Genomic DNA, 26,451 nt, shown 5'->3' on the forward strand with positions numbered 1-26,451 from the left:
GCCTTTGCGCCGCGTTAGAGCGCTTAGGATGCCTGAATATCGGAGATTTAGTAATGAAGAATACCTTGACCGCCGCTTTCCTGCTGGCCGCTTCCCTGCTTGGCCAGGCCGCTTCGGCCGGTGAACTGCAACTCTTCTCGCGCGAAGACTTTCGCGGCCAGCGCGTGGTGATTGCCGACGGCGCCGCCAACAACTTCCGCGACTTCGATTTCAACGACCGCGCTTCGAGCCTGGTGGTGCGTTCCGGCACCTGGGAATTGTGCGAGCACGTTAATTTCCAGGGCCAGTGTGCCGTCTTCGAGCGCGGCGAATACCCTAACCTGCGCCAGTTCAACAACAACTTTTCTTCTGCCCGCGAGATCGAGCGCCGCCGCGACCGTGGCCAGGGCTGGGGCCGCGATAATCGTGATGACCGTGATGACCGCTGGCGTGAAGAGCGCCGCGAAGAACGCCGAGACTATCGTGGATATGAGCAGGAGCAGCGCGGCCCGGCGGTGGAGCTGTTCAACGACAACGGCTTCCGTGGCCGCATCGTGCAGGTCAATAACGACTTAAGTACACTGCGCGATGTCCATTTCAACGACAACGCGAACTCAATGGTCGTCAACTACGGTACCTGGGAAGCATGCGAACACGCCGACTTTGGCGGCCAGTGCCGCACCTTCGCCCCAGGCCGCTACCCGGACCTGAGGGACTTCAGCGACCGCATTTCGTCGATCCGCCGCGTACGCTGATCGGAAACTGCTCCTCCAGGAAAGCGCGCTTCACAGCGCGCTTTTTTTTTCGCAACGCCGGAATTGAGCCGGGTTCCAGGGCTGTGCTAGTATTGTCTAATAGTATTTATAATTTCCATATGGAAATATTAATAATGTCTATTAAATAATCTAAATGCTAACAACCTGAGGGCAGAATGAAGTTCAATAAACTGATTTTGGCAAGTGCCGTGAGCATGGCCTTGGCCGCATGCGGCGGCGGCAGCAGTTCAAGCAGCGAAACGACGCCGCCACCGGTGCAGACGTCCCCGGTTTCGGTGGTATTCAGCGGTACGGCAGCAGTGGGCGCGCCACTGGCCGGCAGCGTCATCGTCAAGGATTCGAAAGGCGCCACCAAAGTCGCCCAGATTGGCGCCAACGGCGCGTATTCGGTCGATGTCACCGGCATGACCGGCCCGTTTGTGTTCCGCGCCTCTGGCTCGGCCAACGGCCAGGTCTACACCGTGCACTCGATCGCCACCAGCGCCGATGCCGCCGGCAAGATCAATATCACCCAGCTTACCGACCTGATCGCTGCAAATGTAGGCGGCCAGGTTTCGGCGGATTATTTCGACCAGTTCGATAAAAACGCTTCTACGGCCACCGCTGCGACGATCGATGCTGAAGCTGCCAAACTCAAGGAAAAGCTGCAAGCGATCCTGACCGCGCTGGGCGTCGATGCCAACGCCGACCTGCTGCGCACGCCCTTCCTTCCATTGTCGAGCCCGCTCGATAAGGCACTGGATGCAATCCACGTCACGGTAGACTCGAGCACCGCCGTAGCCACCATCAGCACCAGCGCCAACACCTCGGTGATCACCGACGACCTGAAGCAGAAGGCAGCCGTCGAAATCAACCCGACGAAACTGGCAGCGGACAATATCAGCACCGCCACCACCGATGCACCGCTGGTGAAGAAGGCGCTGACCGACTTCATCGCCAAGTTCGCCGACGGCCTGCCGACGGTAGATGCGCTGCTGCCATTTGCAACCACCGGCTTCCTCAGCGACGACGTGGATGCCTCGGCCTTCTTCCGCCACCTGGTGAGTGAACCTGCCCTGGTAGGCGCCACCTTCAGCGACATTGAAATCCACCAGATCGATTACAGCGATCCGGCCAAGATCACTGCCCGCGTATCGTTCACCGTGAAGACCAAGTCTGGCCAGATCATGGACCGCCTGGAAAACTGGAAGATTCGCAAGAGCCCGACCGACGGCGTATGGCGTCTGCACGGCAACCAGCGCGCACTGGAGCTGGAAGCGTTTGCCAGCATGAGCAAGATTGTTGCCGCCAGCGGCACTTGCTACCGCACCGGCATCAATTTCAATATTACCGACCGTACCCTGAACAACAATACGACCGCTGGCATGCTCGACCACATCGTCATCACCGGTCCTGGCATGCCGCTGGCAGGCCTGCGCTACAACGCGCCAGGCGTGGGCGAAAGGTGGGTCAACGCTGTCAACTCGTCGGGTACCTATGTGATGGGCACCGACTGCGGCGGCAATTCTCCAATGGGCGACGATGGCATTGGCCGCCTGCCTGACAATGCGGTGTATGTGCTGACTGCGTATGACGCCGCCAATGCCAAGCTCTCCTTCGCTTCCGGCAGCGCCGACGGCACTTACGTCCTGAAAGTGCAGCGCCGTCCACTGAACCTGACCGAAACCAAGGCCAGCACCGCCTTCGCAACGCTGTCGGAGCAGAGCCTGGCAGCACTGTCCAGCTACAGCACCCGTGACCTCACGCTGGCAGTCTCCAGTGTCAACCCGGGCACAGTGACCTGGCTCTCCATCACCGAGGAAACCTCGAATGGCCGCACAGGCCTGGAGTCGACCGAGTCGCCGACCGCGGCGGGAACCTTCAGCACCAGCTTCAAGCTTCCAGCGCTGGCGACTGGCGAGACTGTCAAGGCGCGCACCGTCTGGATGGAGTCCCGGGACAACTACCAGCGCATCATGGAGACTGTGTATAAGCGCTAATCTGCAGTAATGCCAGGCCAGCGGCGTGCCAGCGCGCCGCTGGCCCTGGGCGCGGCTTCGCTGACGAAGTCACTGAGGCCGCTATCGGGACTGCTTTCTCCGGTCAACTTGGGCATCTGAGCCTGGCACGTGCACGCGGACTTTTGATGCTGGCCGACCAAACACCTCTTCCGCCAGCGGCGCATGGACGCCGTAGAACAAGGCGGAGCGCAAACCTGCCTTAGCACCAAATGCCGCTCGAGTGAGCAGTGCAATGGACATTCGTTCTGCGGTAATAGTGTCGTGGCGCCGTGTCATGACATTTATGCTACAGCCGGACTCAAGAATAGGTCGCCACTTTGGAGTAAACGCGCGCATACTATCGGTATCAAGAGCACCTGCCATTTGACAAGAGGGCTGCCATGTCATCGGAACGGCCAGACCACAACAAGTGCGCGTTAGCCGATGACGCCATTGCGATTGCAAACAGCCAGTCTCGACTCGCCGCCGTTGAATTCCTGTTTGAGCACGGCTGTACCCCAGAGGTCATTGCCCACATCCTGGCGGCGCACATGGAAACTCAATTATCAAATCCGGCGACCGTGGCCTGACGGACCTTACAAAACAGTTGTTTTCGCACGCTCGTATTGCGAATATCCAAGCAAGCCATCTGACGTGTGCATATACTTTCTTTCGGCAAGGAGGTGCATATGTCTAACAGCTTAAGCAAGCCTCAACGGCGGCAAGATCACGAAATGGCGAAGATAGTGCAATGCGGCCTGTCGCTGCTGTATTTGGCAGGTGTGGCGGAAGCTTGCCAGTACATGACTCGTGCAGGGATATCGGGTCATATTGTCGAACGCATTGTGACAGCGCGAAATGTACGTGGGGCCAAGATTCCTGTCCGCGTGAGCGTTAATCGGAGCCCATGACTGGCGGTCCACTTTTCCTCGACCACTCCCCCCGATAAGGCGCCTGGGCGCAAATCCGATGGCTCACCTTACCTAGGGTGCATCATTGAACGCCGTTGGTGGAGGAGACCGAAGACACAGTCGAGAATGCTATTGCGCTATGCCCGAATGCCATCGTGAATCGCACTTCGGGTAGGCGGTTTTGCTAGTATTGTCATCGTATATCCCTTGAGTGAGCTCAATATTCTGTAGTCGTCATTCTGCGCCGTGGCACATGAGAATGCGGCAACGGACGTTTGAGGGCGTTTTCCGCTAGACTGGCAAGGACGCCATTTCGGGAGCGTGTACGTGGAATACAAGGACTACTACGCCACGCTGGGAGTCCCCAAGACTGCCAGCGAAGACGAGATCAAGAAGGCTTATCGGAAGCTGGTCCGCAAGTATCACCCGGACGTCAGCAAGGAAGCCGATGCCGATGCCCGCACCAAGGAGCTGAATGAAGCTTACGGTGTGCTCGGCGATGCCGAAAAGCGTGCCGCCTACGATTCGCTGGGCAGCGGCCAGTACCGCGCCGGCCAGGAATTCCGCCCGCCGCCCGATTGGAGCGCCGGCTTCGGAGGTGGCAGCGCCGAAGATTTTTTTGCCGACCTGTTTGCCCACGTGGGTGGACAGCGCGGCGGCCGCCAGGGTTTCCGCATGCGTGGAGAAGACATTCATGCCGTTCTCGAAATCAGCCTGCATGACGCCTACCACGGCGCCCAGCGCGAGATTTCGCTGGGCCGCGAACGGACGCTCAAGGTGAATATCCCGAAGGGCGTGACGGCCGGCCAGCAGCTGCGGCTGGGAGGACAGGGCCAGCCCGGCATGAATGGCGCCGAGGCAGGCGACCTGTACCTTGAAATCGCCTTCCAGTCCGATGACCGTTACCGTGCCGAGGGCCGCGACGTCTACGAGAAAGTCCCGATCCCGCCATGGCTTGCCGCGCTGGGCGGCGAGCGCGAAGTGAGCACGCCTTCGGGCCGCGTGACCGTGACCGTGCCGCCCAATTCGCAAAGCGGCCGCAAGTTGCGCCTGAAAGGACGCGGCATTCCCGCAGCCAACAGCTCGGGCGTGGCGGGCGACCTCTACCTGATTCTTGAAATCTTCGCCCCGCCAGCCGATACGCCCGCGCGGCGCGCGCTATACGAACAGATGCAACGCGAAATAGGAGGATGAGCGATGCCCAAGGAGGAGATTGTGGAAGGCGTGCCGCTGGAACACCAGGCGCTGACGCTGGATGAACTGGCGCGTGCCTGCGCTGTCGAGCCGGAATGGGTCGTGCATCACGTACAACGCGGCATCCTGGTCGGAAGGGAAGGGGCAAGCATCGAAACCCTGCAATTCACCAGCGTGGACCTGGGGAGGGCGCGTCGCTTGGTCCAGCTTGAACGGGATTTCGATGCGGACGAAGATTTGGCGGCGCTGGTGGTGGATTTGTGCGACGAGGTCCGCCGCCTGAAGTCGCGCCTGCGCGCCGCCGGAATGGCTTAGCTGCGTGACAGCTTAGCGTTGCTGGTCTCGGCCGCCGCGATTGCCGCGGTTGCCGGTATTGCCTTCTTCCTCATCCAGCAAGTCATCGCGGCTGCCCTGGCGCTGGCCCTGGCCGATGTCGCTCTGCTTGTTGCCGCGCTCCTGATCGGATTGCTTGCTGCCGCGGTCCTGGTCGGATTGCTTGTTGCCGCGGTCCTGGTCGGATTGCTGGTTGCCACCGGTCAGGTTTTCGCGCTGGCCTTGTTGGCGATTGCCGCCGCTCTGGCCAGCTTGCCCAGCCTGGTTGCGCCAATCGTCCGATTGCTCACTGTCCTTGCGTGGTGCCATGATCGCTCTCCTTTATGGTTGAAGCGAATCCATGCTAGGCCGAAGTAGCAGGCAAGCCTGTAGGTGCACACGCCGCTGGCCTGTAGGAATGTTTAGAAAGCATCCGGCGGCAGCGTATGGTCGATGTCGATGAATTTCTGGCGCAGCCATTTGCCGGCCGGCCCCAGCTCATCGTCGCCGCGGTGGATCACAAACAGCGGGTAATCAAGCTCGCGGCCCTCCTGGGTGTGCAGGCTCAGCAGGCGTCCTTCGGCCAAATCGCGCATGACCATGTGTTCGGGCATATTGCCCCAGCCTAAGCCGCCTAACAGCAGGGCGTGTTTGGAGCCGAGGTCGCCCAGCCGCCAGTCGCGCAAGCCCAATACGCCGAAATCGCGGCCTTCGGTCAACGGGCTGCGGTCGGTCACCACGAGTTGCAAGTGCTCGCGCAAGACCGCAGTCGGGATTGGCGCGGGTTCACGCGACAATGGATGCAGCGGCGAGCAGACCGGCATCATTTTGACGAAGCCGGCGGCATGGCGCTCGATATTGACGGGCGCGGTGGCGGCCATGCCGGCCACGCCCAGCTGGCAGCGGCGGTCGGCCACCATCTGCGCCACGGCGCCCAGCGCTTCCGTATGCAGGCGCAGCGAGACGGTCGGGAACTCACGCTGGAATTGCTCGAGCGCGCGTACCAGCACGCAGGCCGGGAACATGACGTCGACCACCACGCTCAGCTCGGCCTCCAGTCCCATGCCGAGGGCCTTGGCGCGGGAGCGCATGCCGTCCACCTTGCTGGTCACAGCGCGCGCATCGGCCAGCAGGGTCTTGCCCGCTTCGGTCAGGGTCGGCTTGCGCGTGCTGCGGTCGAGCAGGGCGATATTCAGCTGTTCTTCGAGGTTGGCGATGGTGTAGCTGATCACCGATTGGGTGCGGTGCAAGGCCCGCGCGGCATGGGCAAAACCGCCGTGGTCGATCACCGCGATGAAGACGCGCAACTGGTCGAGGGTGGGAAGGCCGGGATCTCGCATATCAAGAAAATCGATAATTTCTATCGTTATAAAACCTATTTCATCGATAATAAACCCGTTCTAAGATGGCCGCAATCATCAACTTTCTTGGAGCAAGTACATGGCAAACGTTCTCTACATCAATAGCAGCGTGCGTAGCGCTGGTTCCCTGTCCCGCCAACTGTCGGCTGAGTTCATCGCCAAGTGGAAGGCTGCCAACCCGGCGGACACCGTGGTCGAGCGCGACCTGGCTGCCAATCCGGTGCCGCACCTGACGGAGCAGATGATGGGCGCCTTCTTCACGCCAGCTGAAGCGCGCAATGCGGAACAGGCGCATGTGGTCAAAGTGTCCGACACCCTGGTTGACGAACTGTTTGCAGCCGACGTGGTGGTGATCGGCGCCCCGATGTACAACTTCTCCGTGCCATCGTCGCTGAAGGCCTGGATCGACCACGTAGCCCGCGCCGGCCGCACCTTCCAGTACACCGCCAACGGCCCGGAAGGCCTGCTGAAGGGCAAGAAGGTCTACGTCTTTACCGCCAGCGGCGGCGTGTACAGCGAAGGCGCGGCGGTCGCCTACGACCACCTGACCACCTTCCTGCGCACCGTGCTGGGCTTTATCGGCCTGACCGACGTGCAGTTCATCCGCGCCGAAGGCGTAGCGATGGGCGAACAAGCCGTCGCCGATACGCTGGCCAAGGCCCAGAAGTCGATCGAGCAACTGATCGCAGCCTGATACAGCCCAGCCCGTGTCACACCTTGGGGTCTGACCCCAGGGTGTGACACGGGCTCGACCATTCACTCTCCCCGTAGTGGACTTGGCAGCATCGGCCCGCCGGCCCGTGCTGCCTTTTTTATCATTTGCTATCATTGCAAAATGAAACGCCACTACCACTTGCTCATCATCGATCCGCAGAACGATTTCTGCGATTTGCCCGTCGAGGCCAATTCTCCTGCCGTACCGGCCTTGCCGGTTCCCGGCGCCCACCGGGACATGCTGCGCGTCGCCAGCCTGATCGACCAGGGCGGCGCCGGGCTTTCGGCCATTACCGTCACGCTCGATTCGCACCATCGCTATGACGTGGCGCATCCGACCTTCTGGCGTACGGCCGAAGGCACGGCGCCGGGGCCGTTCACGCAGATTTCCGCTGCCGATGTGCGCGCCGGCCGCTTCGCGCCGCGCGATGAAGCCGCCTTGCCGCGCGTGCTGGCTTACCTGGATGCGCTGGAATCGGCAGGTCGCTATCAGCTGATGGTGTGGCCCGTCCACTGCGAAATCGGCAGCTGGGGCCACAATGTGCACGACGCCGTGCGCGCTGCCTACAACGCCTGGGAAGAGGCGCGCCATGCCGTGGTCGCCAAGGTCGGCAAAGGCTCCAATCCGTGGACCGAGCACTACTCCGCTGTCATGGCCGAAGTGCCCGATCCAACCGACCCTGCCTCGCAATTGAACCGCGAACTGATCGCAAGCCTGTCGCAAGGCGACACCGTCTACATCACCGGCGAAGCCGGCAGCCATTGCGTGAAGGCGACCACCGAACATATCGCCGACCACGTCGACCCGCGCAAGCTGGTGCTGGTGACCGACTGCATGAGCCCTGTGTCCGGCTTTGAAAACCAATACCTCGAATTCGCGCAAGCCATGCAGCGCCGCGGCGCGCGCCTTGCCACTTCGGCTGAAGTCCTGCCGGAACTGCTGGCCAATGCGGAGAACAAATAATGATCCCTGTCGTCCGCAGCTTGCTTGAAACCGACCTGTATAAATTCACGATGTGGCAGGCTCTGCTGCATAGCCACCCAAGCGCCCATGCCGAATATGAATTCGTATGCCGCAACCAGACCGTCTTCCCGCTGTCTGAGCTGAAGGAGGAAGTCGAGGCGCAGCTGGACCACCTGTGCGGCATGTCCTTCACCGAGGACGAGCTGAATTACCTGCGCTCCCTGCGTTATATCAAGAGCGACTTCGTTGACTTTCTCGCCGTGTTCCGCTTCCAGCGCAAGTTCATCGAAGTACGCGCGGAAGGCGATACCCTGGTCATCCACGCCGAGGGCCCGCAAGTGCACATCATGGCGTATGAGATCTTCGTGCTCTACATCGTCAACGAGTTGTACTTCCGCCGCGCCGGCACGCCGGCCGCGATGGAAGAAGGGCGCAAGCGCCTGGGCGAGAAGATCGCGCAGTTAAAGGCTTTCGGCACGACGCCGGCGCTGCGCCATCCCTTCGAATTTTCCGACTTTGGCCTGCGCCGCCGCTTTTCTTCCGCATGGCACGATGAAGTCGTCGAGCGCCTGGAACGCGAAGTGCCGCAGTGCTTCAAAGGTACTTCGAACGTCTATATCGCGAAAAAATTTGGCCTGATCCCTATCGGCACCATGGCCCACGAGTACATGCAGTCCTTCCAGGCGTTCGGCGTGCGGCTGCGCGACTTCCAGAAAGCCTCGCTCGAGGCCTGGGTGCAGGAGTACCGCGGCGACCTCGGTATCGCGCTGACTGACGTGGTGGGCATGGACGCCTTCCTCAACGACTTCGACCTGTACTTCGCCAAGCTGTTCGACGGCTTGCGGCACGATTCGGGCGATCCGATCCTGTGGGGCGAAAAGGCCATCGCGCATTACCAGGCCTTGCGCATCGATTCCAATACCAAGCGCCTGGTGTTCTCCGACGGCCTGGACTTCGACACGGCGTTCCGCCTGTACCGCCAGTTCGCCGACCGCATCATGGTGGGCTTCGGCATTGGTACCTGGCTGACCAATGATGTCGGCATCAAGCCGCTGAACATCGTCATGAAGCTGATCCGCCTGAATGGGCAATCGGTCGCCAAGCTGTCCGATTCGCCGGGCAAGACCTTGTGCAAGGACGAGACTTTCCTGGCCTACCTGCGGCAGGTGTTCAACCATCAGGCGTCCTGAGGACGGAAGCGCAGGCGGTAGTCGCCCGGCGTTACGCCAAGGCGGCGCACGAAGGCCCGCCTTAAGCTGTTCTGGTCGTGGAAGCCGCTGCGTGCCGCTATTCGCTTGAGCGGGTTGGCGGTTTCCTCCAGCAAGCGCCGCGCTGTGTCGAGCCGCGCGGCTTCGACAAAATCGGCCGGGGTTTCACCAGTATCGCTCTTGAATGCGCGCGAGAAGTTGCGCACGCTCATGCCCGCTTGTGCGGCCAGCTGGTCCACGGTCAGGTCCTCGTCCAGGTTTTCCAGCACCCATTCCTGCACTTGCCGGATCGGGGCGCGTTGCGCGGTTTGCGCGGCCAGGTGGGCGCTGAATTGCGACTGGCCACCAGGGCGCTTGATGAACATTACCAGTTCGCGCGCCACGGCCAGCGCCACGTCGCGGCCAAGGTCTTCTTCGACCAGGGCCAGCGCCAGGTCCATGCCGGCCGTCACGCCGGCCGAGGTATAGAGGTTCCCGTCGCGCAGGTAGATCTGGTCATGTTCGACCTGCACCTGTTCGAAGCGCCGCGCCAGCGAGGCCGAAATATTCCAGTGGGTGGTAACGCGCCGGCCGTCCAGCAGGCCGGCATGGGCCAGCAGCCAGGCTCCGGAGCACACGGAGCCCAGACGGCGCACGACGGCAGCCTGCCGCTGCAGCCACTGCGCCAGGCGCGGGTTGCCGGTGACGTCCTGCACGGCGTGGCTGCCGGTGACAAGCAGGGTGTCGACCGCGTGGTCCAGCGTATCGATGGTGGCCGTCGGCTGGAACAACATGCCGTTGTCGGCGCGAACCGGACCTTCCTCCAGCGCGACCAGGTCGAACTGGTAAGCGCCTGGCTTGCCCGACTGTCGGGACGCTTCGTGGAAGACATCCATCGGCCCGGCCACGTCGAGCAATTGCACGCCAGGGAAAACGAGTAAAGCGATACGCATGGTTAGCCTGCCAGGAGTTTGCCGGTGTACAGCGAATATAAGGTACGCACCAGCAGCGCGGCAATCGTCACGGTCAGGAATGCAAGCAGCACGCCGGCCAGCAGCACCACGCCAGCGCTATCGGCCACGGCGGCATATTTGATCGCAGCGTTCACCAGCGCAGCGATCGGGAAGCTGATAGCCCACCAGGCAGGGCCGAAGGGCACCGAACGACGGAACACGCGCGGGGCCAGCACCAGGAACATGAACAGGCCAAAGTAGAACAGCATGGCGGCGAACATGTCGACGTGTTGGGTGACGTTGACGTAGGCCAGGAAGCCGACTTCGAATGGCGCGATCATCACCATCAGCGATGGCAGCATGCCGGCCGGCAGCGCGTCGCCGTGCACCAGGCGGCTGAAGATCATCACGTAGAAGACGATGGCGATGGCCGTGCCGATGCCAAGCGCGATCATGTTCATTTCATGGCCCCAGGCGCCGCCGGTGACGGCGATATCGAGCGAAGCCACGCCGGGAATCAGCCAGGCCGGCACTACATTGGCCGGCGTGATATTCCCTTGCAGGACGCGTGACACCACCACATAACCCAGCACCAGCGTGGCGACCGAACCGACAGTCCACACCAGTTTCTGGAGCTGCTCGCTCCAGGGCGCCACAACGCTTGAAAGCAGCAGCACAGCGATGGCAATCGTGCCGAAGAAGTTGCTCGCCACCGGGTGCGAGAATTCGGCCTTCACAGCATCGGGGAACGCAGCCAGTTTCGACAGGTAGCCCACGGCCAGCACCGCAAACACCAGCAGCGACAGGATGCCGACGCCATCGGCGATCAGCGTGCTGCTGCCGAACAGGTGGGCGGCGCCGCGCCAAGCCAGGGCCAGGCCGGCGATGCCCATGACGGAGCCAAACAGGTTGACGGGGAGGTTTTTGACCGAGGCGCTGCCGGCGGGCAGGGCGGCGATGGTAGTGGTTTGCATGATTTTCATCCGATGGATTTGCGATGAATCCATTATCGGACGGCAAGCTTTTGGCCGATAGTGTGTGCATGCATCATTTTCGGCCAACCCTGCGCCACCCTCGGCCAAGGCCATTCCTTTCGGGGTGCGCCGGCCCGACAATGGCCGCCCCCAAACAAGTTGCATCTTTACAACCCCAGCCCACTTGCTTAGTTGTATATTGAATAATTATTTCTTGGCAATGGGGACTTTTATGTGGAAGTCGCAATTTGCTGCATTGAGTTTGGCGCTGCTGGCCAGTGACGCGATAGCGCAACAATTACTGGCGAAAGAGGAAATTCTGCAGATGAAGAGCGGAACTAATTTCACGCTGAATAATTTGGAGAATGGGCAGACACAAAGCTTCAAGAAATCGCAGTTGAGTGGGCCGCCTCACGTAATTTTGCAAGATCTGGAGGGCAACGTTGTCATGGATTCGAAACTTTCCGTGAGCCCAATGATGAAATCTGGACTGGATAAGCTTCATTCACGGCCAGAAACTATGCAAGTAGTTTCGCCGGACGGAATCATCAGATTAAACGAACAGCAGCCACGTGACGGGCTCATTTCTGCATTTTGTGACCAAGCCGACCAAACCTGCAGGGATGCAATCAAAGCATACGGCACAAGGGCAAAAGAATATGCCTCTGCCATTTCACAAGAGTGCAAGGAGGCAAAAGTCGCGTTAGCAAAAAATGATGCGATGACTAATGGTGATGCTGACAGTATCGATACCAATGACCTCGCATTGGTGCGTACTTACTATGAGAAGTGTACCAGCCATGTTTTTCCAAGCGAAATGCGACAGCGAATTGGCGTCATTGTCGATCTGGGCGAGTCGTTGGGCGATGGTCATTCAGGGATCGTCATCAATAGCAAGACTTATCTGCCAGTAGGCATGGCTGTACAACTGGCGCCAGACCGAATTTATACGGCAAGGCATGTGATTTTTCGTTGGGCATCTGATGATGGCGCGCTGCAAAGTAAACGACAAATCAGCAGTCTGGTCTTCATTCCCATGAACGCACCGCAGCGTGTCATAAGTCTGATGAGCGAGCTCGGCTCAGCAGAGGATAATCGAGATGACGGCCTGGTGGCCTTTGACCAAGTTATGTTGAAGCTTCAACAGCCGTATAACCCAGGTGGGTTATGGCCAATTGTTCGCGATGAGCGCTCCAAAGTGAGTAGCGAACCTCCAGAAGTAATATTGGCTGGCTTTCACGCCCCGTTTGCTCGAGCGCTTGCAGCGCCATCGTCGAAGCCAGCAGCCATTAAATTGGCCGACTGGCCGCAATATGTCCGATTTGATTCCTCACTTTCTTGTCGCATCGTCACCAAGAGTGTCGATGGATGCATGATTCATGCGTGCGACACGATTGGCGGCGTCAGCGGAAGCCCAATTTTCCTGGCCAGACTTGAAAGTGGCAGGCCGGTCGTCGTAGGTGTGCATCATGGTACTGCATTCAATACCCAGCACCGCGCTTGCGCCGCTGGAAATACTGGAGTCGTGTTCAATATGGGGGCGATTCCACTCAAAACGGCAATCCAAAACTAAAGGGAATGTATGAAAAAAATACTGTGTTTCGCGATGTTGACGGGAGCCTTGTCGTCCGTTGCTCTCGCCGCAGATGAGAAAAAGGAAGTTTCGGCCACCGCAGCGCCACAATTCCCTCGCGCCGATCCGCCCCTGTTCATCGACGTCAGCAACAAATGCCCGGTTACGAAATCCGGGCAGGACGACTCGCCTATGCTGTTGATCGCAGGCGCTCTCCTTAAACCGCTGGTCGATACCGTTGTGCCTGCGGCGACGGGGTGGTTGTATGACAAGGGCGTTCAGGCTCTCGCGAAACACAACGAGAAAAAGACTTCATCTTCTACCGCAGTACAAACTACGATGTTGTACTCGCCAGATGCCAAGAAATTCAGCTTCGGTTGCATCACGTTGATACGTGCCCCTCATGGCAGGGCGGAAAGCGATAATTATTTGAAATTGTCGAAAGATCTCAACGCGAAATTGAGTGCTGACAGTCCTTGGCATGCAATCGACAAGGACAGTGCGATTGGTAAGCTGAATCTCGCGCGCGTGCCTGATTTTTATATGGAGTTGACACTCGGTTCTGAAAAATCTTCCCCTGCACCAGTTGCTCCAGCTGCAGCAAAGAAAACTCCCCCGCCTGAAGCTAAGCAGCCACGTACCTTATATCGTACGTTGCGCCCGGGCCGTTTGGATTACTTCAACACGGGGGCGGAAGATGGCAAGCGCAAACATGTCAGCGTTGAATTGCACATGGATATTATGGAAGCCAATGGGGAATGGAAGCCCTTTTACGCGAAGACGTATGATCTTGGGATGCTAAGCGTCAACAGCGAGAATGTAGATTTGCAATCTCAAGGTAAAGATACATTCCTGCCTCCGTTGCCTCGTACTACTGCGGACGGCTATATCGATCCGATTCCTTTGCGTATTACTGCCGTGTTGACCGAAACCGAAGATAACCTGGATCTAGGACGCGCTATCGAGACTGCCCTTAAAGAAGATCAGCACCGTAAAGCAGTGGTTGATGCAGCGTCTACATCAATCGGCGACGCAATTAAGGATGCTATTGACAAGAAAACTGGTACAGCGTCGACTCCCGCCAAATAATTCGCCAAAGGCCTTGCGTTGGGCCCAACTTCGATGCATGGATTAATTGGTGCGAAATTGGTCTGCGTGGCGCCTTTGGTTGTCACGCTTCCTGCGCGCCGAAGCGGGACATGATGCGGTCGGCCTGTTCGCGCTGGGCGTCGTCGTCGACGTCGACCGACAGCAGGGCGGCAGGGCGGTCCGGCTTGTCGGTGTTGTCGACATCGTCCGGCGTGAGCGAATCCATGATGTTCTGCACCGCCGAAGCAGTGGTGCTCAATGGGCGTGCTTCGTGCAGGTTCAGTTGTACGGCCGAATTGGCAAAGCCTTCGGCCAGCAGGGCGCTGCGTGCGCCTTCGGCATCAGCGATCTGGCGGAAATTTCGGTAAATGGTGCTTGGCATGATTAGTCTCCTGTTTGGCGGGATTGTCGCGTAAGGCGCTGCGACGTGGCGCGCGCTTACTTCGCCTGCGACTTGCGTGACGACCAGTGCAAATGGACGATCTGCCAGCCGTCGCCCGCTTTTTCCAGCACGGCGGTTTCCAGCCCGAACAGGTGAATCTCGGCATCCTTGTAGCTGCCGGTGGTTTCCGTCTCGCGCATGACGATTGCGGTCGCGCCATCGCGGCGTTCTTCATGGCGCAGCAGGCGCGATTTTGTCGTGCGCAGGAAGTCGATATCGCTGTCGAGATGGTGCGCGGCATATTCGTCGCGGCTATTTTCGGTATAGCCCGATTCGAATATCTTCACCTTGGGACTGAGCAGGGCAAGCGCCGCATCGCGCTTGCCTTCGGCCAGCGCGCGCTGGAAAGCGTCCATCGTCTCGGCCGGCGTGGCGGCCAATGCAGGCAGGCTGGCCGCAGCCAGCATCAGGCAGGCGAGGATTCGCATCAGAATCCGGCGACGACGTTGCTGGTGTGTTCGACGCGCGGGGTGTTGGCGAAGTATTGGCCAACCATGCCGCGCCACGCCTGGAAGTCTTCGCTGCCGCGGAAGTCGACGGTGTGGTTCTCCAGCGTTTCCCACACGATGACCAGCATATAGGTGTTGGCGCGCTCGATCACGCGCTCAAGCCGCATCGACTTGCAGCCTTTGGCGCGCTGGAACAGCGGCACGGCTTTCTGCACCGCTGCTTCAAACTCGGCACCCTGGCCATCCTTGATCTCAAATTCCGCCAGCTCGTAAATCATCGGGACATTCCTTTCGCAAAGTAATGTCCCGATTGTGCCTCAGATGGATCAGAAGCGGTAGCGGGCCGTTACGCGGAAATTGCGCGGCGCGCCCGGCAGGTTAAGCAGCTTGCTTGACCCGTGGCCGGAAACGATGTACTCGCGGTCGAACAGGTTGTTCACGTTCAGCTGCACGTCGTACGACGCGGTGCGGTAAGCCACCATGGCATCGACCACGGTGTAGGCGGGCAGGGAGGTGGTGTTGCCCGGGTTGGCAAAGCGGTCGCCCTGGTAGTTCACGCCGGCGCCGGTGAACCAGCCGCCGCCCAGTGCCTTGTTCAGCCACAGGTTGGCGCTGCGCTTGGGCGTGAGCGTTGGCTGCTTGCCTTGTACGTTCTGGCCGTCGTCGCGGGCGATGGACTTGATGATTTCCGCGTCCAGCAGCGCCAGGCCGGAAGCCACTTGCCAGCCCTGGCCCAGTTCACCGGTGAAGGTCAGCTCAAGGCCGTCGGTACGCTGGGTGCCGACCGGCATGACGACGTTGGTGACTGGATCGGTGGCCTTGATGCCGGTGCGCTGCAGGCGGAACAGCGATGCGCCAACAGTCGCCTGGCCATCAAACAGGTCGATCTTGGCGCCCACTTCCTTGTTGGTGGTTTCTTCCGGTTCGATGGCTGCGTTGTTGGCGGCCAGCGCGAAGGTTTCACCCGAAGGCTGGAAGGACTTGCTGAACGAAGCGTAGTAGGAAACGCTGCCGCTTGGCTGGTACACCAGGCCCGCGCGCGGGCTCCAGGCGCGGTCGGTGCGCTCCAGGTCTTTCTGGCCTGCGCGGCGTTCGCGTGTCTCCTGGCTGAAGTCATCGTAGCGGACGCCGGCCAGCAGCTTCCACTGCGGCGTGAGCGTCGCCAGGTCTTGCACGTAGACGCTCTTGTTCTTCATGATGCCGAGGTTGTCCGTGCCCGGAGCGACGTTGGCTTCCAGTTGCAGCACCGGCAGCACCGGGTTGAACAGGTTGACCGTGGCGACATTGGTCTTGGAGCGGTTGACCTGGTCCTTGTCCTGCTTGCCGATCTCCACACCGTACAGTAACTGGTGCTGCATGCCGAAGAATTCTGCGCGCTGGGTCAACTCGGTCTGGTTGAAGTAGCCGTCTTCTTCGCGGCGCACATTGCCGTGGGTGAGGGAGGCGGTTTGCGCCGCTTCATTAACGCTGCCGACCAGGGTGTTATTGCGGTTCAGCGAATAGTCGTAGCGGCGGAAAGCGTTGCGCAGCGACCAGTTGGCGTTGAGGCGGTGGTCCAGCACGACGGCCAGCGATTTCACGCGCGCCTGGCTGAAGTCCGTGTCGCGTGCATTGGCGGCGCCGTAGTAGGTGCCAGGTTCCACGTCGACCGGCAAGCCCTTGTAGGAAGGGATGCCGAAGTCGGTCAGGCGGCGGTCGGACAGGTATTCACCCTGCAGCAGCAGGGAGGTATCGGCGCTCAGCTTCCACAGCAGGGACGGCGACAGTGCTTCACGCTTGAGGAATTGCTGGTCGCGGTAGCTGTCCGAATCTTCCTTGGCGCCGGTGACGCGGAAAGCGACGCCACTGTCCTTCAGGTTGCGCGCCACGTCGAACTCGCCGCGCTTCTTGCTCCAGCTGCCGAAGGTCACGCTGGCTTCCGTGCGGTCGATGCCAGGCTTCTTGGTGATGCGGTTGATCATGCCACCCGAAGAACCGCGGCCATACAGCACGGAGGCCGGGCCCTTGATCACTTCAATCTGTTCGACATTGGACAGGTCGCGGAAATACAGCGCGTCGTCGCGCATGCCATCGATGAACTGGTCGGCGATCGCTGTGAAGCCGCGGATGGTCACCTGGTCGCGCTGGCCGTCGCCGTGCGACAGGCCGACGCCCGGGATACCCTTCATAGCATCCTCCATCGAGCTCACGCCTTTGTCGCGCAGCAGTTCCTGCGGCACCACGTTCACAGTTTGCGGAATGTCGCGCAGCGGCGCGTCGATCTTGGTGGCGCTGGTGGCCGTGCCCGGGTTGTAGGCAGCTTCGCGGCCGGCGGTGACGGTGACGGAGGGGAGGGTGGCTTCTTCGGCGAATACGGCGAAATGCGGCAACGCCAGCGCAATGGCAAGCGCCAGCGGGGACTTGTTCAACGACATGCTATTTCCTAAGTGGCTGCGTAATGAGAATTGTTATCATTCTCAATTATGCGCCACCCAGGAAATTTGTTCAACAGTAAATCTTGTACTGGATTAAGAATTAGCGTTCGCTGCGGCGGACGGTATCGGGGCCGGTTTGCCGCGCGTCGCCTTGCCGATATTGCGGACCGGTCTGGAAACCGTGCTCGCGTTCGTCCTCATCGACACAGCCGGATAGCAGGTCGTCGGTACGGCCGGCCGTGCCGGCCGATTGCTGGTTGCCTTGCTGGGATTGCGACAGGTTGCGGCGGCCAGTGCAGCCGTCGCCCATGGTCGCAATGCTGCTGGTGCCATCGTGGGTTTGCTGCGCCAGGCTGCGTCCCTTGTTGAGTGTGGACATGATTGCCTCCTTGTAGCTAGGGCCAAAGTTCATTGTAGGCCTGCGGGGAGGAATCTCCTAGTTCTCGGTGTACTTGCGGAGCAGCAGGTTGAAGCGTTTGTTGCCCTCGGTGCCCATCCAGTTCCAGAGCGTATCGACGTCGTGGCGGTGGGCCTCGTAATAGGCGGTATTGGTTGCGATCCAGTTAAAGGATTTGAGCACGGGTTTCTCCAACCGGACCAGTTGGCCCTTGTAGCGGTCGGCCACATACTTGTCGAGGTCCGTCGCGGTGAGCATCGGCACCACAAAGGCATCGATGCGGCCAAGCTGGAGCTTTTCAAAATTGCTCGGGACAGTGGGGGCGCCCTGGTCGATGACGGCGCCGGCCTTCTCCAGCCGCACCGCATAGGACGAGCCAAACATCACGCCCACCCGTTTGCCGCGCACCATTTCCAACGGGTCGAGGTCGCGCGGATAGCCATCTTTGGCGCGCACGAAGGCGGCCACGACCAGGGTGGTGGCGCGCTTGGTGTCTGGCTTGCCCTGTGCATCGCGCGGGATCACGATGCCCGGCTGACCGTCGGCAGTGATGTCGACCGGCACGAAGTCCACGGCGCCGCTGATGAGCGAGCTGCGCAAGCGCATCACCGGCAGTCGCACCAGCTCGATCGCACAGCCACCGCTGGCGGCAAACTCGCGGATCCAATCAACGTTGGCGCCGGGCGGATTGGGCACGGTGGGGCCATTGCCCAGCCAATATGGGGGGCGGTGCTGGTCGGGGTAGGCGTAACGGATCGTGCCGCAGGCGGCATGCACGGTGTTGGCAGCGAATGCGAGGAGAGCAGCCGCAATGAAAGCTATGCATTTCATACTGCTACTATTCTAAGCCAACAGTACAGCGGCAGGCTGGGCAGAGTAGAATCTTATGGAAGGAGGCGACTATGGAAACCACTATGCGCCCGATCCATCCGGGCGAAGTCTTGCTGGAAGAATTCATGGACCCAATGGGGCTGACCGCGAGCACGCTGGCAGGCGTGCTGCACCTGGAACCCGGCTACCTGACTGGCATCGTGCGGCAGGAGCGCAGCATTTCGCCCGCCACCGCCCAGCAACTGGCCAGCTATTTCGACACCACGCCGGAGTTCTGGCTCAACCTGCAAACCACCTATGACACGCGCCGGGCCTTGCTAAAAGGGCGGCGCGCGCTAAAACGCACGCTGCATTGAATCGCCGCGGCGGTCGCTGGAGTGCCAGGGCAGGGATGCGACCGAGCGAACTTGCGTAGGGAAGCGCTCGGCGAAGGAGCGGATCAGCATGTGCTCCACGCCGCACAGGGCAAGGTAGGTATATGCTGCGCCCTGGTCGAAAGCCAGGGCTGTGCGCACTGCCATGTCAAAACGTTCGGCAGTGCCGCTGTCGTTGCGTCGTTCCTGGTGACTTCGTTTTTCCACGCTGCCTCCTCGACCAAGCGCTTAGGCTACTGTGCGCGAGTTGGTGTGGTCTGTGCGTCAGTCCACATCGTGCAGCCAATAGCCTTTGTAGCCAGGATCAAGTTTGACTGCGGCGATGCCGACCAGCAGGCCTATGGCGCTTGCGATGAGTGCAGGTGTGGCCGACGTTTGCCAAAATGCGATGACAGGTAACCCAAAAGAGCCAGCAGCGGCAAGTATGGTCGCTATCGACAAAAAGAATGGCTTGCGTTGCGGCGAAGGAGAGTTGTGGACCGTTTTCGCTTCTCTCTCCTCCATGCAAATGATTGCTTCTTCAAGGAGCTTTGCCTCGTTCTCCGAAATGCTGACATTGGAGCGATTCGTCGCGAATCGGTCACGTAGCTTCATTAGGATGTATTGCCGATTTTCAGTATCGTTCTCGGTCATGTTTAAGCTCCCTCTTGTGCGAAATAGCCTAAAGTTAGTACTCCAATGACCAAGAGGCTTGCGAAGACCTTGAGCGGCAGTCGAGGTTGCCAGCCTGAAGCTTGCCCGCGTTGATTCATTGCAGCCAGCAATAGCATTAGACAAAATCCTGCACCAATCATACACCCCCATGTTAGGAGTGAACGTTCGGCCCTTCCGACCGCACTTCTGATAGAAGCCTGAATTGCAATGATTAATGCACCGTAAAGCTAACCTAGCGGATCAACCGCTTCACGCCAAGCAAATGCCGGTTTCCAAGACCCTCTCGCTATGGCGATCAACAGGCCCCATAGGCTATAAAGGACGCCAGCGCCGAAAATTGGGAGCAGCCCTTCGAAGATGAGCCATTTCATCGGACCGTCGAGTGCCATTGTGGTATCCCTGGTCTGCAGTAGACCCAGGATACGCGTGAGTCAATCGGTTCGATTGAGCTTGCTCAATGGCTGGTGGCTTCAGCCTAAGTCGCGGGCGTCGACGTAAGCCCACGCAACAGTTCCGGATGCCAGCGTGACGCTGTGCCGACGATACGCTGCCACCTCGTACGAGTCCGCTTGTCGTAGCTCCTCAGGTGTGACAAGGAGTACCGAACCCGTGACAGCATCCTCCTCGCTGCGACTGCGCGAAATGATCGGATGGTGCGTCTTGCCGCTCGTCGCAACCACGGCAGGATCATCGATCTTCTGCAGCCGGAGCTTATACCCGTTCAACTTGTCCGCCATGCCTTCAAGCTTGCGCCCAAACGTTGCAAGCTGAACGTCTTCCTGTTGCAGCGTCCCATAAGAAAACAGCCTCTCAAACTTTTCCATCTCGCCTCCGATGCGAACATTGAATTGTTTTAATGATAATGTAACGCGGCTGTCCACCATTCAAACACCAATACCGGAGCAAAGAATGCGACAAGATATCCAGCCACGTTACCGATCATTCCTGCGTGTGTTCAGCGGCCTGCTGCTGATGGCCTCCGCAGGCTTCGCAGCCGCAGAACCATGCCGCAAGATCAGCACAGAAGCCGAACTTTCCAGCTACGCCCAAACACAGGGAACCCAGGCCACAGTAGCCAGGGACATCTGCTATGCCGAGGGCACAGCGTGGGAGGAGAAGTCGCCAGCCGGTGCTTACGACGTTACGCTGGACCAGCGCTTCGACTTCTATCGACCTGCTTCACTGCCTGCATCGCAAAGGCTGCCCTTGATCATCTGGGCGCATCCGAACGGCATGACCGATAACCTGCCGCAGCAGGGCGACCTTTATTCCAAGCTGGTGACGCCCGCGCTGGCGCTGGGCTTCGCGTTCATGTCGGTCGAATTCCGGCACCCGGTTGCGAGCCAGAGGTACGGCCAACCGCCCAATCTCGATATCCCCAATACGGACATCGCACGCGCGGTGCAATGGGCGCGGCACCGCTCCGGCATGCTCGGCATTGATGGCACGAATATTTTCATCGTCGGACAGTCACGCGGCACGCTTGGGCTGATGAATGCCTTGTCGAAGAACCTGGCCGATGACCAGAGCCCGTTCCCGTACCAGACCAAGTCTTCGCGTGTCAGGGCCGTGTATGCGGTGCAGGCGCAAACCAGCTACGAGAAAGACCAGGTCAAGGAGACCTTTATCCACTCGGACGGTTGGCCGACATTCGATGAGCTCTACGCAAACTTCCACCAGCCGGGTAGTGCGATCAACGAAATCTCCACCGACGACCCACCCATCGCGATGCGTTATGAGCGCATGCCGACTGACCAGTCGCTGCAGACAGTCGTGCCCCTTCATCTGCCTGCGCAGAACGGCAGCTGTGCTTATCCGGAGGGATGCTTTGACTTCCATCATCCGAACTTCGGCTTGAAACTGCACTTGGCATTCAAGGCGCTCTCACCAACCCAGCCGGCTTCGAAATTCGACATCGCGTACAACGTGCCGACCGGGTACCTGTACGTTGATCAAGCGACCAACCGCCCATATGCCTGCTTCTTCGCGAAGAATCTGACGCTGGAAGGTCGTGCGAATCTGAGCGCTTATGCAGTTGAGGCATGCGGACTGTAAGCGGATTCTGGGAGGGAAAACGACAAAACACCCTTAAATTGCGAGCGAAAACGACAAATTGCTCTTGATGAGCAGGAAAATGCGAGGGAAAACGACAAGCGGCCGAATGTTGGAGGGGATACTCGCAATTGTGAGAGGGAAAACGACATTTTTGACAATTCTGCGAGCGAAAACGACAATCTGCCTCCATATGTGCCAAAATTGAGAGGGAAAACGACACTCAAGGCGCATACAAATGAATGCACCTATTCAAGCTAAAACCAGCTCCCGCGATCCAGTCACATCGCAACCGGACCTTTACGTAGCTGCCCAGCTATCGCCTGGCGAGCGCAAGCGAATTGAACGGCTCGCAAAAGGCGGCGAGGTGGCCAGGGTCTATAAGGGCCTGTACGTCAAAGCCGATGGCGGAGAGGCGGAGGTTGAACGCCGCGTGCGCGCCAACTGGGCTGCAGTCGGCGGCGTCGTGGTTCCTGGGGGAGTCGTATCCCATTCGAGTGCCCTGCATGGCGGCCCGAGTGCAGGCACGCTTGTCATCTCACACCCGACCCTCACGCGGCGCAGCGTCAAACTGCCCGGCCTCACTTTGGAAATCCGAAATGGTTCAGGCAATCTGGCTGGTGACATGGTGCTCAGCCAATCAGGTTTGCATTTCGCAGGGCGTACACGCGCACTATTGGAAAATCTCGGTCGCAAGACTTCGATCAAGGCAGGACAGGAAGAGGTCGAGCTTCGGCTTATCACTACCCTGAATTCATCTGGCGAGAAGGCGCTGAACTCTATCCGCGACGAAGCCGCCTCGTTGGCGCACAGCCTCGGCCTCCAGGAGGAAGGGGAGACCCTGCGGCACCTCATCGGGGCGCTACTTGGAACGCATCAGCGCGGTGAGTTGAAGACGCGGGAAGGCATGCAGGTCGCTATGGGTAAGCCTGTAGACAAAGAGCGCATTGAACGCTTCAACGAGCTGGCAGACTACCTGCGCGGTGCGCATCTGCCTCGTATTGAGGATGCCATTCCTCGCGGGACAGCAAGGCATAATGCAGCGTTTATCGAGTCCTACTTTTCGAACTATGTTGAAGGCACGAAGTTCGCAATTGAGGATGCGCGCGACATCGTCGTGAATCAGCGGATAGTGGAGAACCGGCCGAAGGATTCCCACGACATCCTTGGTGTTTTCCGTCTTGCGTTGGAAGCGCCCTACCGTCATAGCCCACCGGTTGCCGGGGAAGACTTCCTGCCGGGCCTGGAGCAATGGCATAGCGAGATGCTTCGGATGCGGCCGGAGGCGCATCCCGGTGTGATCAAGGGCCAGGCAAACTTTGCGGGGACGACGCAGTTCGTCAGTCCGTCGCATGTCCGAGGAACGCTGGAAGAAGGATCTCGCATTGCGCTATCAGTCGCGGAAGGCTTTGCCCGTGCTGTTTTCTACGCATTCCTCATTTCGGAAGTTCATCCATTCGATGATGGAAATGGCCGGCTTTCAAGGCTGGTCATGAATGCCGAGCTCTCGCGAGTCGGGCTACACCGCATCATCATCCCGACGCTATTCCACCCGCAGTACATTGATTGCGTTCGGAAGCTGACTCGGGATAGCGAGCCAGTCGACTTCGTACGATGCCTTGCCAAGATGGCTCGGTGGTGCGCGCAGTTCGACTATGGAAATCTGGATATCCTTATTGAGCTTTTGAAAAAGACGAATGCGCTGGAAGAGTCGCCAGTTCAGTACATGCTGTTGAATCTTGATGGCGGCCACGAATTGACTGCATAAGTCAGCGCCCATTTACAGATCATGCGGACCAGCCTGTCGCGGGAGATTTTCGTCAGTTTGATCCAACCGGGCTTTAGCTTTATGTCTTGGATTGTAGCCAATCCGCTTGTATCGAGCTTCAAAGGCTGACAAGACGATGCTAGCGGCATCTACATGCGGGTGAATTCGCTAACTTCTGTCACAGTGGCCCATCAAATGTTAGGGGCTGCTGGTAACTCGTTCGCAAGCGTGTACGGGACAACAATCGCTAAACAGGCAACCCATACGACAACCAATCGGCCACCTTCTCTATGGCTGACTGGCCTAATTGTTGCGTCTCCATGGCGAAAGCCAGGCTCTGTTAGGCAAAAAGTTCGCTCTAGTTCGGCTTAGTCCTGATCTCCCATGTCTTTTACAGAGGCAACTAATACCCACCTGCTCAGGCAATTGCCAATGCCATTGCCAACAATCATGCTTTGTGGTCTCATTGATATAAACTTACTGTCAATGGCATCAATGGACTTCAAAACCTTATCCGATATAGTGTCAGTCATCGCCAATTCGCTGACAATCGCTACAGGTAGCATTGCTTTGTGGATATTCTTCCGCAAAGGAAAAGAGATCTCGACTGCGGTCAAGCTGTTGCTAAATTGGAGCTTCCAAACCACATTGAATGATCTAAGAGGTAAGCTAGATCGGCTCAACGAATACAACGCCAACGAGTCATCGGATTTGCCAGAAATACGAAACATTCTCCAAGAACTTGCAGGGCAGATTCGTGGGAATAAACGGCTCAAAAATGCCGCGCCCGACCTTGCCCCCCGCCTAGAAGCATTTGCAGTAAAGTCCCGCCTAACAGAGCCGTCTAAAAGATCGATGGTGGCCGAAGTGCGAGAAATTCTTCGTAATATTCAAGTTAATTCGATGGAACATAATGTGAGTGTCGAACATGAGTAAAATTGTTCAAGCTGTCAATGCCATGGTAAGCAATCCCGACCTTATTTCTGCAGTTGAGGCATACCAAGAAGAACTATTCTTTAAATACAAGAGTAAATATACGTGGTCGATGACTAAAAATAAGGAAGGAATATATTTCCTCTGGTATTACCCTTCATCACCTGACATCGATCAACTTTTGGATCGGGCGGCAAATGAATATTGGGAGAACATCAGCATGGTCAGATACCGTACCGATGAGATTGGTACTAAAGAGGCCGTAGCCAGTTTTGCTGAACTCTATACATTGTTGCAAGAAAAGGAGTTCGGAATGAATGAAGTTCTCGACGACATTATTTCGGATGGTGATCCTTTTTAGCCTGACCTAGCGTGCTATCTTGAAACACCAACCTCTGCCCGATGCTCGAATACCGACAATCTACAAGTACATTCCTGAGCAGTACGTAGATGGCTTCTTACGAAGTGGTGGACTGCTATTTCGCTCCCTCTCGTACTTCAAAGCCTACGAAGAGCAACAAGTAAGGGGCGACAAGCATGAGGGTACCAGGCTGCACAATAAGCCCGAAGGACTCACCCTGACAAAGGTGAATAGTGGGGAGTCTTTGGTTTTTAATGGTTCGTTCGAATCGACTGTGCAAACTGACGACATCATGGTCTTTTGTCTGAGTACGTCGCTGTCTGCGGACCTAGCGCATGATTTCGGTGCAAACACCTGCATCGAAATTCATAATCCAGCAATGTTGATCGCCGGTATTCGGGCAGCCTTGCAGCGTCGTTCAGCAATCAAAAATAAGAACCTCATACATGCGGCTGTCAGGTATTACGATCCTAGCGATAATGTCGGAATTGAGTGGGCATTCCCCGATAGGATTGCACTTTCAAAGACCAAACACTACGAAAAGCAAAAGGAATACAGGATCGCCTTCGGGCTAAACAATGCCCTGTCATTTGAAAACACGAGCCTACGGCTAGTCGCAAATGATCACAAAGAAGTTCACAAACTGGCAAACCATCGCGAGATATTGCTTAAGATCGGTGACTTACGGCGATGCTGTACAGTTTGGCAATTTGACCCGGACGGTAATCCAATCAAAAAGACATAGGAACGCTTGGCGCAGGCGGCATCCTCACCAGCCATAAGGTGTACTGACTCAAATTTGATCTGACATCGAGTGTCGGTTGGGAGACAGCTTCGCCCCTTGCCGGACCGTGGGCGCTGCTATTCGTTAGTCCGGCGGAGGTCTTTCAATTCATCTGCATTTGGTTCTAAGACTTGAATACGCAGCAAACCAGAAGTTATTGCCGGTTCAAACTCTCGCTGCAGACGATCCAGATAATAATCAATTGGACGACTCATAGACGGCTCTGGAAGATGTACCAGCACTAATGCTAAATAGGCATTCGCCTTCTTGAGCATCTTATAGTGATGAATCTTATTTAGCATCACGTATAGCCGGTCTCTGAATGCTAACGTTGCAAACTGCGCTTGTCGCGCTTCCACAAAAACCTCGGCATCGTTTGCATTGATATAGGCATCAAAAATTGGGGTAACGTCAGTGATTGGATCAATACCGGAAAGCTGGGTGGAGAGCTTGGCATCCAAGATAAGGTTAAATGCTTGTAGATTATTCATTGATACGAATTTTTGGACTGCGAAGCTCTCCGCCTTGGCTCTATCGAACTGCCGCTCTGACATCAATTGTGTCACGGGCGGCGGCGATGCTTCATCAGTTTGCTTTGCTGCGATCTCATCCGCCTGTGCTTTCTTGACAGTGAGGAGCTCAACCATGCCATCGGGCATACCAAAAATGTTAGTGCTCGTTTGTCGCTGAGAGACGCTTGTAGAGATGGTGATGAGCTGGCTTCTAAGCTCTGTGTTTTCTTTCTTAAGCTCGGATGTTTGCTTTTCTTTCTCCTTGATCGTGCGCGACATCGTCAAGAGCTTTCCTAGCGAGAAATTATCAAATAACTCACTCAGGATTAGAACAAGTACGAAGGCAAGCAAAACCAGTAGTCCACTTGAGATCTCCGCCTTTGGGTCGATGTAGAAGAAGCGATAAACGACAAGCGTCGAAAGAAAAATGCAGAAGGCCACAATTAGTGAGCGAACGAACCAATTGCTGCGCGGGTTTGGAGTATCCAAGGTGATGATCCTAAAATCTATAATG

30 protein-coding genes are annotated in these 26,451 nt (G+C 58.0%); 16 read left to right on the top strand and 14 right to left on the bottom strand.

Annotation, left to right across the window (positions count from 1 at the left end; translation table 11 throughout):
• Window positions 1-53 precede the first annotated feature (53 nt).
• The 5 genes from ACN9MW_RS09875 to ACN9MW_RS09895 all read left to right on the top strand — a co-directional run bounded on the left by ACN9MW_RS09875 (window position 54) and on the right by ACN9MW_RS09895 (window position 5,154).
• Entirely contained in the window at window positions 54-734 is a 681-nt protein-coding gene (locus tag ACN9MW_RS09875) for a beta/gamma crystallin-related protein (protein WP_426170354.1), read from the top strand.
• A 176-nt stretch (window positions 735-910) separates the two neighbouring features.
• On the top strand, window positions 911-2,734 hold the full coding sequence (locus ACN9MW_RS09880) for a hypothetical protein (RefSeq protein ID WP_426170355.1): 1,824 nt from the start codon (window positions 911-913) through the stop codon (window positions 2,732-2,734).
• 401 nt (window positions 2,735-3,135) lie between these two features.
• The gene (locus ACN9MW_RS09885; RefSeq protein ID WP_426170357.1) at window positions 3,136-3,324 is read left to right on the top strand and encodes a hypothetical protein; all 189 of its coding nucleotides are present in this window, start codon (window positions 3,136-3,138) and stop codon (window positions 3,322-3,324) included.
• A gap of 648 nt (window positions 3,325-3,972) precedes the next feature.
• Window positions 3,973-4,839, top strand: coding sequence for a DnaJ C-terminal domain-containing protein (locus tag ACN9MW_RS09890; protein ID WP_426170359.1), 867 nt, complete (start codon window positions 3,973-3,975; stop codon window positions 4,837-4,839).
• 3 nt (window positions 4,840-4,842) lie between these two features.
• On the top strand, window positions 4,843-5,154 hold the full coding sequence (locus ACN9MW_RS09895; protein ID WP_426170360.1) for a chaperone modulator CbpM: 312 nt from the start codon (window positions 4,843-4,845) through the stop codon (window positions 5,152-5,154).
• A gap of 12 nt (window positions 5,155-5,166) precedes the next feature.
• On the opposite strand, the gene ACN9MW_RS09900 is transcribed toward ACN9MW_RS09895, so the two are convergent.
• Both ACN9MW_RS09900 and ACN9MW_RS09905 read right to left on the bottom strand, forming a co-directional pair.
• Window positions 5,167-5,481, bottom strand: coding sequence for a hypothetical protein (locus tag ACN9MW_RS09900; protein ID WP_426170362.1), 315 nt, complete (start codon window positions 5,479-5,481; stop codon window positions 5,167-5,169).
• Between the two features lie 92 nt (window positions 5,482-5,573).
• Entirely contained in the window at window positions 5,574-6,491 is a 918-nt protein-coding gene (locus tag ACN9MW_RS09905) for a LysR family transcriptional regulator (protein ID WP_426170364.1), read from the bottom strand.
• Window positions 6,492-6,591: 100 nt separating this feature from the next.
• Between ACN9MW_RS09905 and ACN9MW_RS09910 the strand changes: the two genes are divergently transcribed.
• From ACN9MW_RS09910 to pncB, 3 genes are all read left to right on the top strand, one after another.
• A complete protein-coding gene (locus ACN9MW_RS09910) occupies window positions 6,592-7,206 on the top strand; it encodes an FMN-dependent NADH-azoreductase (RefSeq protein ID WP_426170365.1) in 615 nt (204 codons plus the stop codon).
• 141 nt (window positions 7,207-7,347) lie between these two features.
• Complete coding sequence (locus ACN9MW_RS09915; protein ID WP_426170366.1) at window positions 7,348-8,190, top strand: cysteine hydrolase; 843 nt, start codon at window positions 7,348-7,350, stop codon at window positions 8,188-8,190.
• The gene (pncB, locus tag ACN9MW_RS09920) at window positions 8,190-9,380 is read left to right on the top strand and encodes a nicotinate phosphoribosyltransferase (protein WP_426170368.1); all 1,191 of its coding nucleotides are present in this window, start codon (window positions 8,190-8,192) and stop codon (window positions 9,378-9,380) included. The genes ACN9MW_RS09915 and pncB overlap by 1 nt, the downstream gene beginning before the upstream one ends.
• Here pncB and ACN9MW_RS09925 read toward each other — a convergent pair.
• Window positions 9,368-10,330: a GlxA family transcriptional regulator gene (locus tag ACN9MW_RS09925; RefSeq protein ID WP_426170370.1), complete on the bottom strand. Its 963-nt coding sequence runs from the start codon at window positions 10,328-10,330 to the stop codon at window positions 9,368-9,370. The two genes, pncB and ACN9MW_RS09925, sit on opposite strands and share 13 nt — an antisense overlap.
• A 2-nt stretch (window positions 10,331-10,332) precedes the next feature.
• Complete coding sequence (locus tag ACN9MW_RS09930) at window positions 10,333-11,313, bottom strand: SLAC1 anion channel family protein (protein ID WP_426170371.1); 981 nt, start codon at window positions 11,311-11,313, stop codon at window positions 10,333-10,335.
• 223 nt (window positions 11,314-11,536) lie between these two features.
• Between ACN9MW_RS09930 and ACN9MW_RS09935 the strand changes: the two genes are divergently transcribed.
• Together ACN9MW_RS09935 and ACN9MW_RS09940 are read left to right on the top strand one after the other, a co-directional pair.
• Complete coding sequence (locus ACN9MW_RS09935; protein WP_426170372.1) at window positions 11,537-12,877, top strand: trypsin-like serine peptidase; 1,341 nt, start codon at window positions 11,537-11,539, stop codon at window positions 12,875-12,877.
• Between the two features lie 9 nt (window positions 12,878-12,886).
• On the top strand, window positions 12,887-13,966 hold the full coding sequence (locus ACN9MW_RS09940; RefSeq protein ID WP_426170374.1) for a hypothetical protein: 1,080 nt from the start codon (window positions 12,887-12,889) through the stop codon (window positions 13,964-13,966).
• A gap of 82 nt (window positions 13,967-14,048) precedes the next feature.
• On the opposite strand, the gene ACN9MW_RS09945 is transcribed toward ACN9MW_RS09940, so the two are convergent.
• The 6 genes from ACN9MW_RS09945 to ACN9MW_RS09970 form a co-directional block, all read right to left on the bottom strand.
• Window positions 14,049-14,348 (bottom strand): hypothetical protein, encoded by a 300-nt coding sequence (locus tag ACN9MW_RS09945; protein WP_426170375.1) that lies wholly within the window; start codon window positions 14,346-14,348, stop codon window positions 14,049-14,051.
• A gap of 56 nt (window positions 14,349-14,404) precedes the next feature.
• The gene (locus ACN9MW_RS09950; protein WP_426170376.1) at window positions 14,405-14,836 is read right to left on the bottom strand and encodes a YybH family protein; all 432 of its coding nucleotides are present in this window, start codon (window positions 14,834-14,836) and stop codon (window positions 14,405-14,407) included.
• Window positions 14,836-15,135: an antibiotic biosynthesis monooxygenase family protein gene (locus ACN9MW_RS09955; RefSeq protein WP_426170377.1), complete on the bottom strand. Its 300-nt coding sequence runs from the start codon at window positions 15,133-15,135 to the stop codon at window positions 14,836-14,838. Before ACN9MW_RS09955 ends, ACN9MW_RS09950 begins: the two co-directional genes overlap by 1 nt.
• A 48-nt stretch (window positions 15,136-15,183) precedes the next feature.
• Window positions 15,184-17,271 carry a TonB-dependent receptor gene (locus ACN9MW_RS09960; protein ID WP_426170379.1) on the bottom strand — a complete coding sequence of 696 codons (2,088 nt, stop codon included), beginning with the start codon at window positions 17,269-17,271 and terminating at the stop codon, window positions 15,184-15,186.
• Window positions 17,272-17,371: 100 nt separating this feature from the next.
• Window positions 17,372-17,650, bottom strand: coding sequence for a hypothetical protein (locus ACN9MW_RS09965; protein ID WP_426170381.1), 279 nt, complete (start codon window positions 17,648-17,650; stop codon window positions 17,372-17,374).
• Between the two features lie 57 nt (window positions 17,651-17,707).
• Window positions 17,708-18,499, bottom strand: a complete 792-nt coding sequence (locus ACN9MW_RS09970) for a hypothetical protein (protein WP_426170382.1) — start codon at window positions 18,497-18,499, stop codon at window positions 17,708-17,710.
• Between the two features lie 71 nt (window positions 18,500-18,570).
• On the opposite strand from ACN9MW_RS09970, the gene ACN9MW_RS09975 reads away from it, so the two are divergent.
• Complete coding sequence (locus tag ACN9MW_RS09975) at window positions 18,571-18,855, top strand: HigA family addiction module antitoxin (protein WP_426170384.1); 285 nt, start codon at window positions 18,571-18,573, stop codon at window positions 18,853-18,855.
• Here the strand turns inward: ACN9MW_RS09975 and ACN9MW_RS09980 are convergent.
• The 3 genes from ACN9MW_RS09980 to ACN9MW_RS09990 all read right to left on the bottom strand — a co-directional run bounded on the left by ACN9MW_RS09980 (window position 18,835) and on the right by ACN9MW_RS09990 (window position 20,351).
• A complete protein-coding gene (locus ACN9MW_RS09980; protein ID WP_426170386.1) occupies window positions 18,835-19,080 on the bottom strand; it encodes a hypothetical protein in 246 nt (81 codons plus the stop codon). The two genes, ACN9MW_RS09975 and ACN9MW_RS09980, sit on opposite strands and share 21 nt — an antisense overlap.
• A gap of 57 nt (window positions 19,081-19,137) precedes the next feature.
• Window positions 19,138-19,506, bottom strand: a complete 369-nt coding sequence (locus tag ACN9MW_RS09985) for a hypothetical protein (RefSeq protein WP_426170387.1) — start codon at window positions 19,504-19,506, stop codon at window positions 19,138-19,140.
• A gap of 491 nt (window positions 19,507-19,997) precedes the next feature.
• A complete protein-coding gene (locus tag ACN9MW_RS09990) occupies window positions 19,998-20,351 on the bottom strand; it encodes a gamma-glutamylcyclotransferase family protein (protein WP_426170389.1) in 354 nt (117 codons plus the stop codon).
• An 85-nt stretch (window positions 20,352-20,436) separates the two neighbouring features.
• On the opposite strand from ACN9MW_RS09990, the gene ACN9MW_RS09995 reads away from it, so the two are divergent.
• The 5 genes from ACN9MW_RS09995 to ACN9MW_RS10015 all read left to right on the top strand — a co-directional run bounded on the left by ACN9MW_RS09995 (window position 20,437) and on the right by ACN9MW_RS10015 (window position 25,386).
• The gene (locus ACN9MW_RS09995) at window positions 20,437-21,582 is read left to right on the top strand and encodes an alpha/beta hydrolase family protein (RefSeq protein WP_426170390.1); all 1,146 of its coding nucleotides are present in this window, start codon (window positions 20,437-20,439) and stop codon (window positions 21,580-21,582) included.
• A 235-nt stretch (window positions 21,583-21,817) separates the two neighbouring features.
• The gene (locus tag ACN9MW_RS10000) at window positions 21,818-23,347 is read left to right on the top strand and encodes a Fic family protein (protein WP_426170391.1); all 1,530 of its coding nucleotides are present in this window, start codon (window positions 21,818-21,820) and stop codon (window positions 23,345-23,347) included.
• Window positions 23,348-23,731: 384 nt separating this feature from the next.
• On the top strand, window positions 23,732-24,283 hold the full coding sequence (locus ACN9MW_RS10005) for a hypothetical protein (protein WP_426170393.1): 552 nt from the start codon (window positions 23,732-23,734) through the stop codon (window positions 24,281-24,283).
• Entirely contained in the window at window positions 24,276-24,641 is a 366-nt protein-coding gene (locus ACN9MW_RS10010; protein WP_426170394.1) for a hypothetical protein, read from the top strand. The genes ACN9MW_RS10005 and ACN9MW_RS10010 overlap by 8 nt, the downstream gene beginning before the upstream one ends.
• Before the next feature lie 19 nt (window positions 24,642-24,660).
• Window positions 24,661-25,386, top strand: coding sequence for a hypothetical protein (locus ACN9MW_RS10015; RefSeq protein WP_426170396.1), 726 nt, complete (start codon window positions 24,661-24,663; stop codon window positions 25,384-25,386).
• A 116-nt stretch (window positions 25,387-25,502) separates the two neighbouring features.
• Here the strand turns inward: ACN9MW_RS10015 and ACN9MW_RS10020 are convergent, their stop codons facing one another.
• The gene (locus ACN9MW_RS10020) at window positions 25,503-26,426 is read right to left on the bottom strand and encodes a hypothetical protein (RefSeq protein ID WP_426170397.1); all 924 of its coding nucleotides are present in this window, start codon (window positions 26,424-26,426) and stop codon (window positions 25,503-25,505) included.
• Window positions 26,427-26,451 lie beyond the last annotated feature (25 nt).

The organism is Pseudoduganella sp. R-34 (genome assembly GCF_049904655.1).
Taxonomy (GTDB): domain Bacteria; phylum Pseudomonadota; class Gammaproteobacteria; order Burkholderiales; family Burkholderiaceae_D; genus Rugamonas.

Bases quoted from the DNA above. Each gene is read 5' to 3' on its own strand.
- ACN9MW_RS09875 (WP_426170354.1), top strand. From the start codon at position 54: ATGAAGAATACCTTGACCGCCGCTTTCCTGCTGGCCGCTTCCCTGCTT.
- ACN9MW_RS09880 (WP_426170355.1), top strand. From the start codon at position 911: ATGAAGTTCAATAAACTGATTTTGGCAAGTGCCGTGAGCATGGCCTTG.
- ACN9MW_RS09885 (WP_426170357.1), top strand. From the start codon at position 3,136: ATGTCATCGGAACGGCCAGACCACAACAAGTGCGCGTTAGCCGATGAC.
- ACN9MW_RS09895 (WP_426170360.1), top strand. From the start codon at position 4,843: ATGCCCAAGGAGGAGATTGTGGAAGGCGTGCCGCTGGAACACCAGGCG.
- ACN9MW_RS09900 (WP_426170362.1), bottom strand. From the start codon at position 5,481: ATGGCACCACGCAAGGACAGTGAGCAATCGGACGATTGGCGCAACCAG.
- ACN9MW_RS09905 (WP_426170364.1), bottom strand. From the start codon at position 6,491: ATGCGAGATCCCGGCCTTCCCACCCTCGACCAGTTGCGCGTCTTCATC.
- ACN9MW_RS09910 (WP_426170365.1), top strand. From the start codon at position 6,592: ATGGCAAACGTTCTCTACATCAATAGCAGCGTGCGTAGCGCTGGTTCC.
- ACN9MW_RS09915 (WP_426170366.1), top strand. From the start codon at position 7,348: ATGAAACGCCACTACCACTTGCTCATCATCGATCCGCAGAACGATTTC.
- pncB (WP_426170368.1), top strand. From the start codon at position 8,190: ATGATCCCTGTCGTCCGCAGCTTGCTTGAAACCGACCTGTATAAATTC.
- ACN9MW_RS09925 (WP_426170370.1), bottom strand. From the start codon at position 10,330: ATGCGTATCGCTTTACTCGTTTTCCCTGGCGTGCAATTGCTCGACGTG.
- ACN9MW_RS09930 (WP_426170371.1), bottom strand. From the start codon at position 11,313: ATGAAAATCATGCAAACCACTACCATCGCCGCCCTGCCCGCCGGCAGC.
- ACN9MW_RS09935 (WP_426170372.1), top strand. From the start codon at position 11,537: ATGTGGAAGTCGCAATTTGCTGCATTGAGTTTGGCGCTGCTGGCCAGT.
- ACN9MW_RS09940 (WP_426170374.1), top strand. From the start codon at position 12,887: ATGAAAAAAATACTGTGTTTCGCGATGTTGACGGGAGCCTTGTCGTCC.
- ACN9MW_RS09945 (WP_426170375.1), bottom strand. From the start codon at position 14,348: ATGCCAAGCACCATTTACCGAAATTTCCGCCAGATCGCTGATGCCGAA.
- ACN9MW_RS09950 (WP_426170376.1), bottom strand. From the start codon at position 14,836: ATGCGAATCCTCGCCTGCCTGATGCTGGCTGCGGCCAGCCTGCCTGCA.
- ACN9MW_RS09955 (WP_426170377.1), bottom strand. From the start codon at position 15,135: ATGATTTACGAGCTGGCGGAATTTGAGATCAAGGATGGCCAGGGTGCC.
- ACN9MW_RS09960 (WP_426170379.1), bottom strand. From the start codon at position 17,271: ATGTCGTTGAACAAGTCCCCGCTGGCGCTTGCCATTGCGCTGGCGTTG.
- ACN9MW_RS09965 (WP_426170381.1), bottom strand. From the start codon at position 17,650: ATGTCCACACTCAACAAGGGACGCAGCCTGGCGCAGCAAACCCACGAT.
- ACN9MW_RS09970 (WP_426170382.1), bottom strand. From the start codon at position 18,499: ATGAAATGCATAGCTTTCATTGCGGCTGCTCTCCTCGCATTCGCTGCC.
- ACN9MW_RS09975 (WP_426170384.1), top strand. From the start codon at position 18,571: ATGGAAACCACTATGCGCCCGATCCATCCGGGCGAAGTCTTGCTGGAA.
- ACN9MW_RS09985 (WP_426170387.1), bottom strand. From the start codon at position 19,506: ATGACCGAGAACGATACTGAAAATCGGCAATACATCCTAATGAAGCTA.
- ACN9MW_RS09990 (WP_426170389.1), bottom strand. From the start codon at position 20,351: ATGGAAAAGTTTGAGAGGCTGTTTTCTTATGGGACGCTGCAACAGGAA.
- ACN9MW_RS09995 (WP_426170390.1), top strand. From the start codon at position 20,437: ATGCGACAAGATATCCAGCCACGTTACCGATCATTCCTGCGTGTGTTC.
- ACN9MW_RS10000 (WP_426170391.1), top strand. From the start codon at position 21,818: ATGAATGCACCTATTCAAGCTAAAACCAGCTCCCGCGATCCAGTCACA.
- ACN9MW_RS10005 (WP_426170393.1), top strand. From the start codon at position 23,732: ATGTCTTTTACAGAGGCAACTAATACCCACCTGCTCAGGCAATTGCCA.
- ACN9MW_RS10010 (WP_426170394.1), top strand. From the start codon at position 24,276: ATGAGTAAAATTGTTCAAGCTGTCAATGCCATGGTAAGCAATCCCGAC.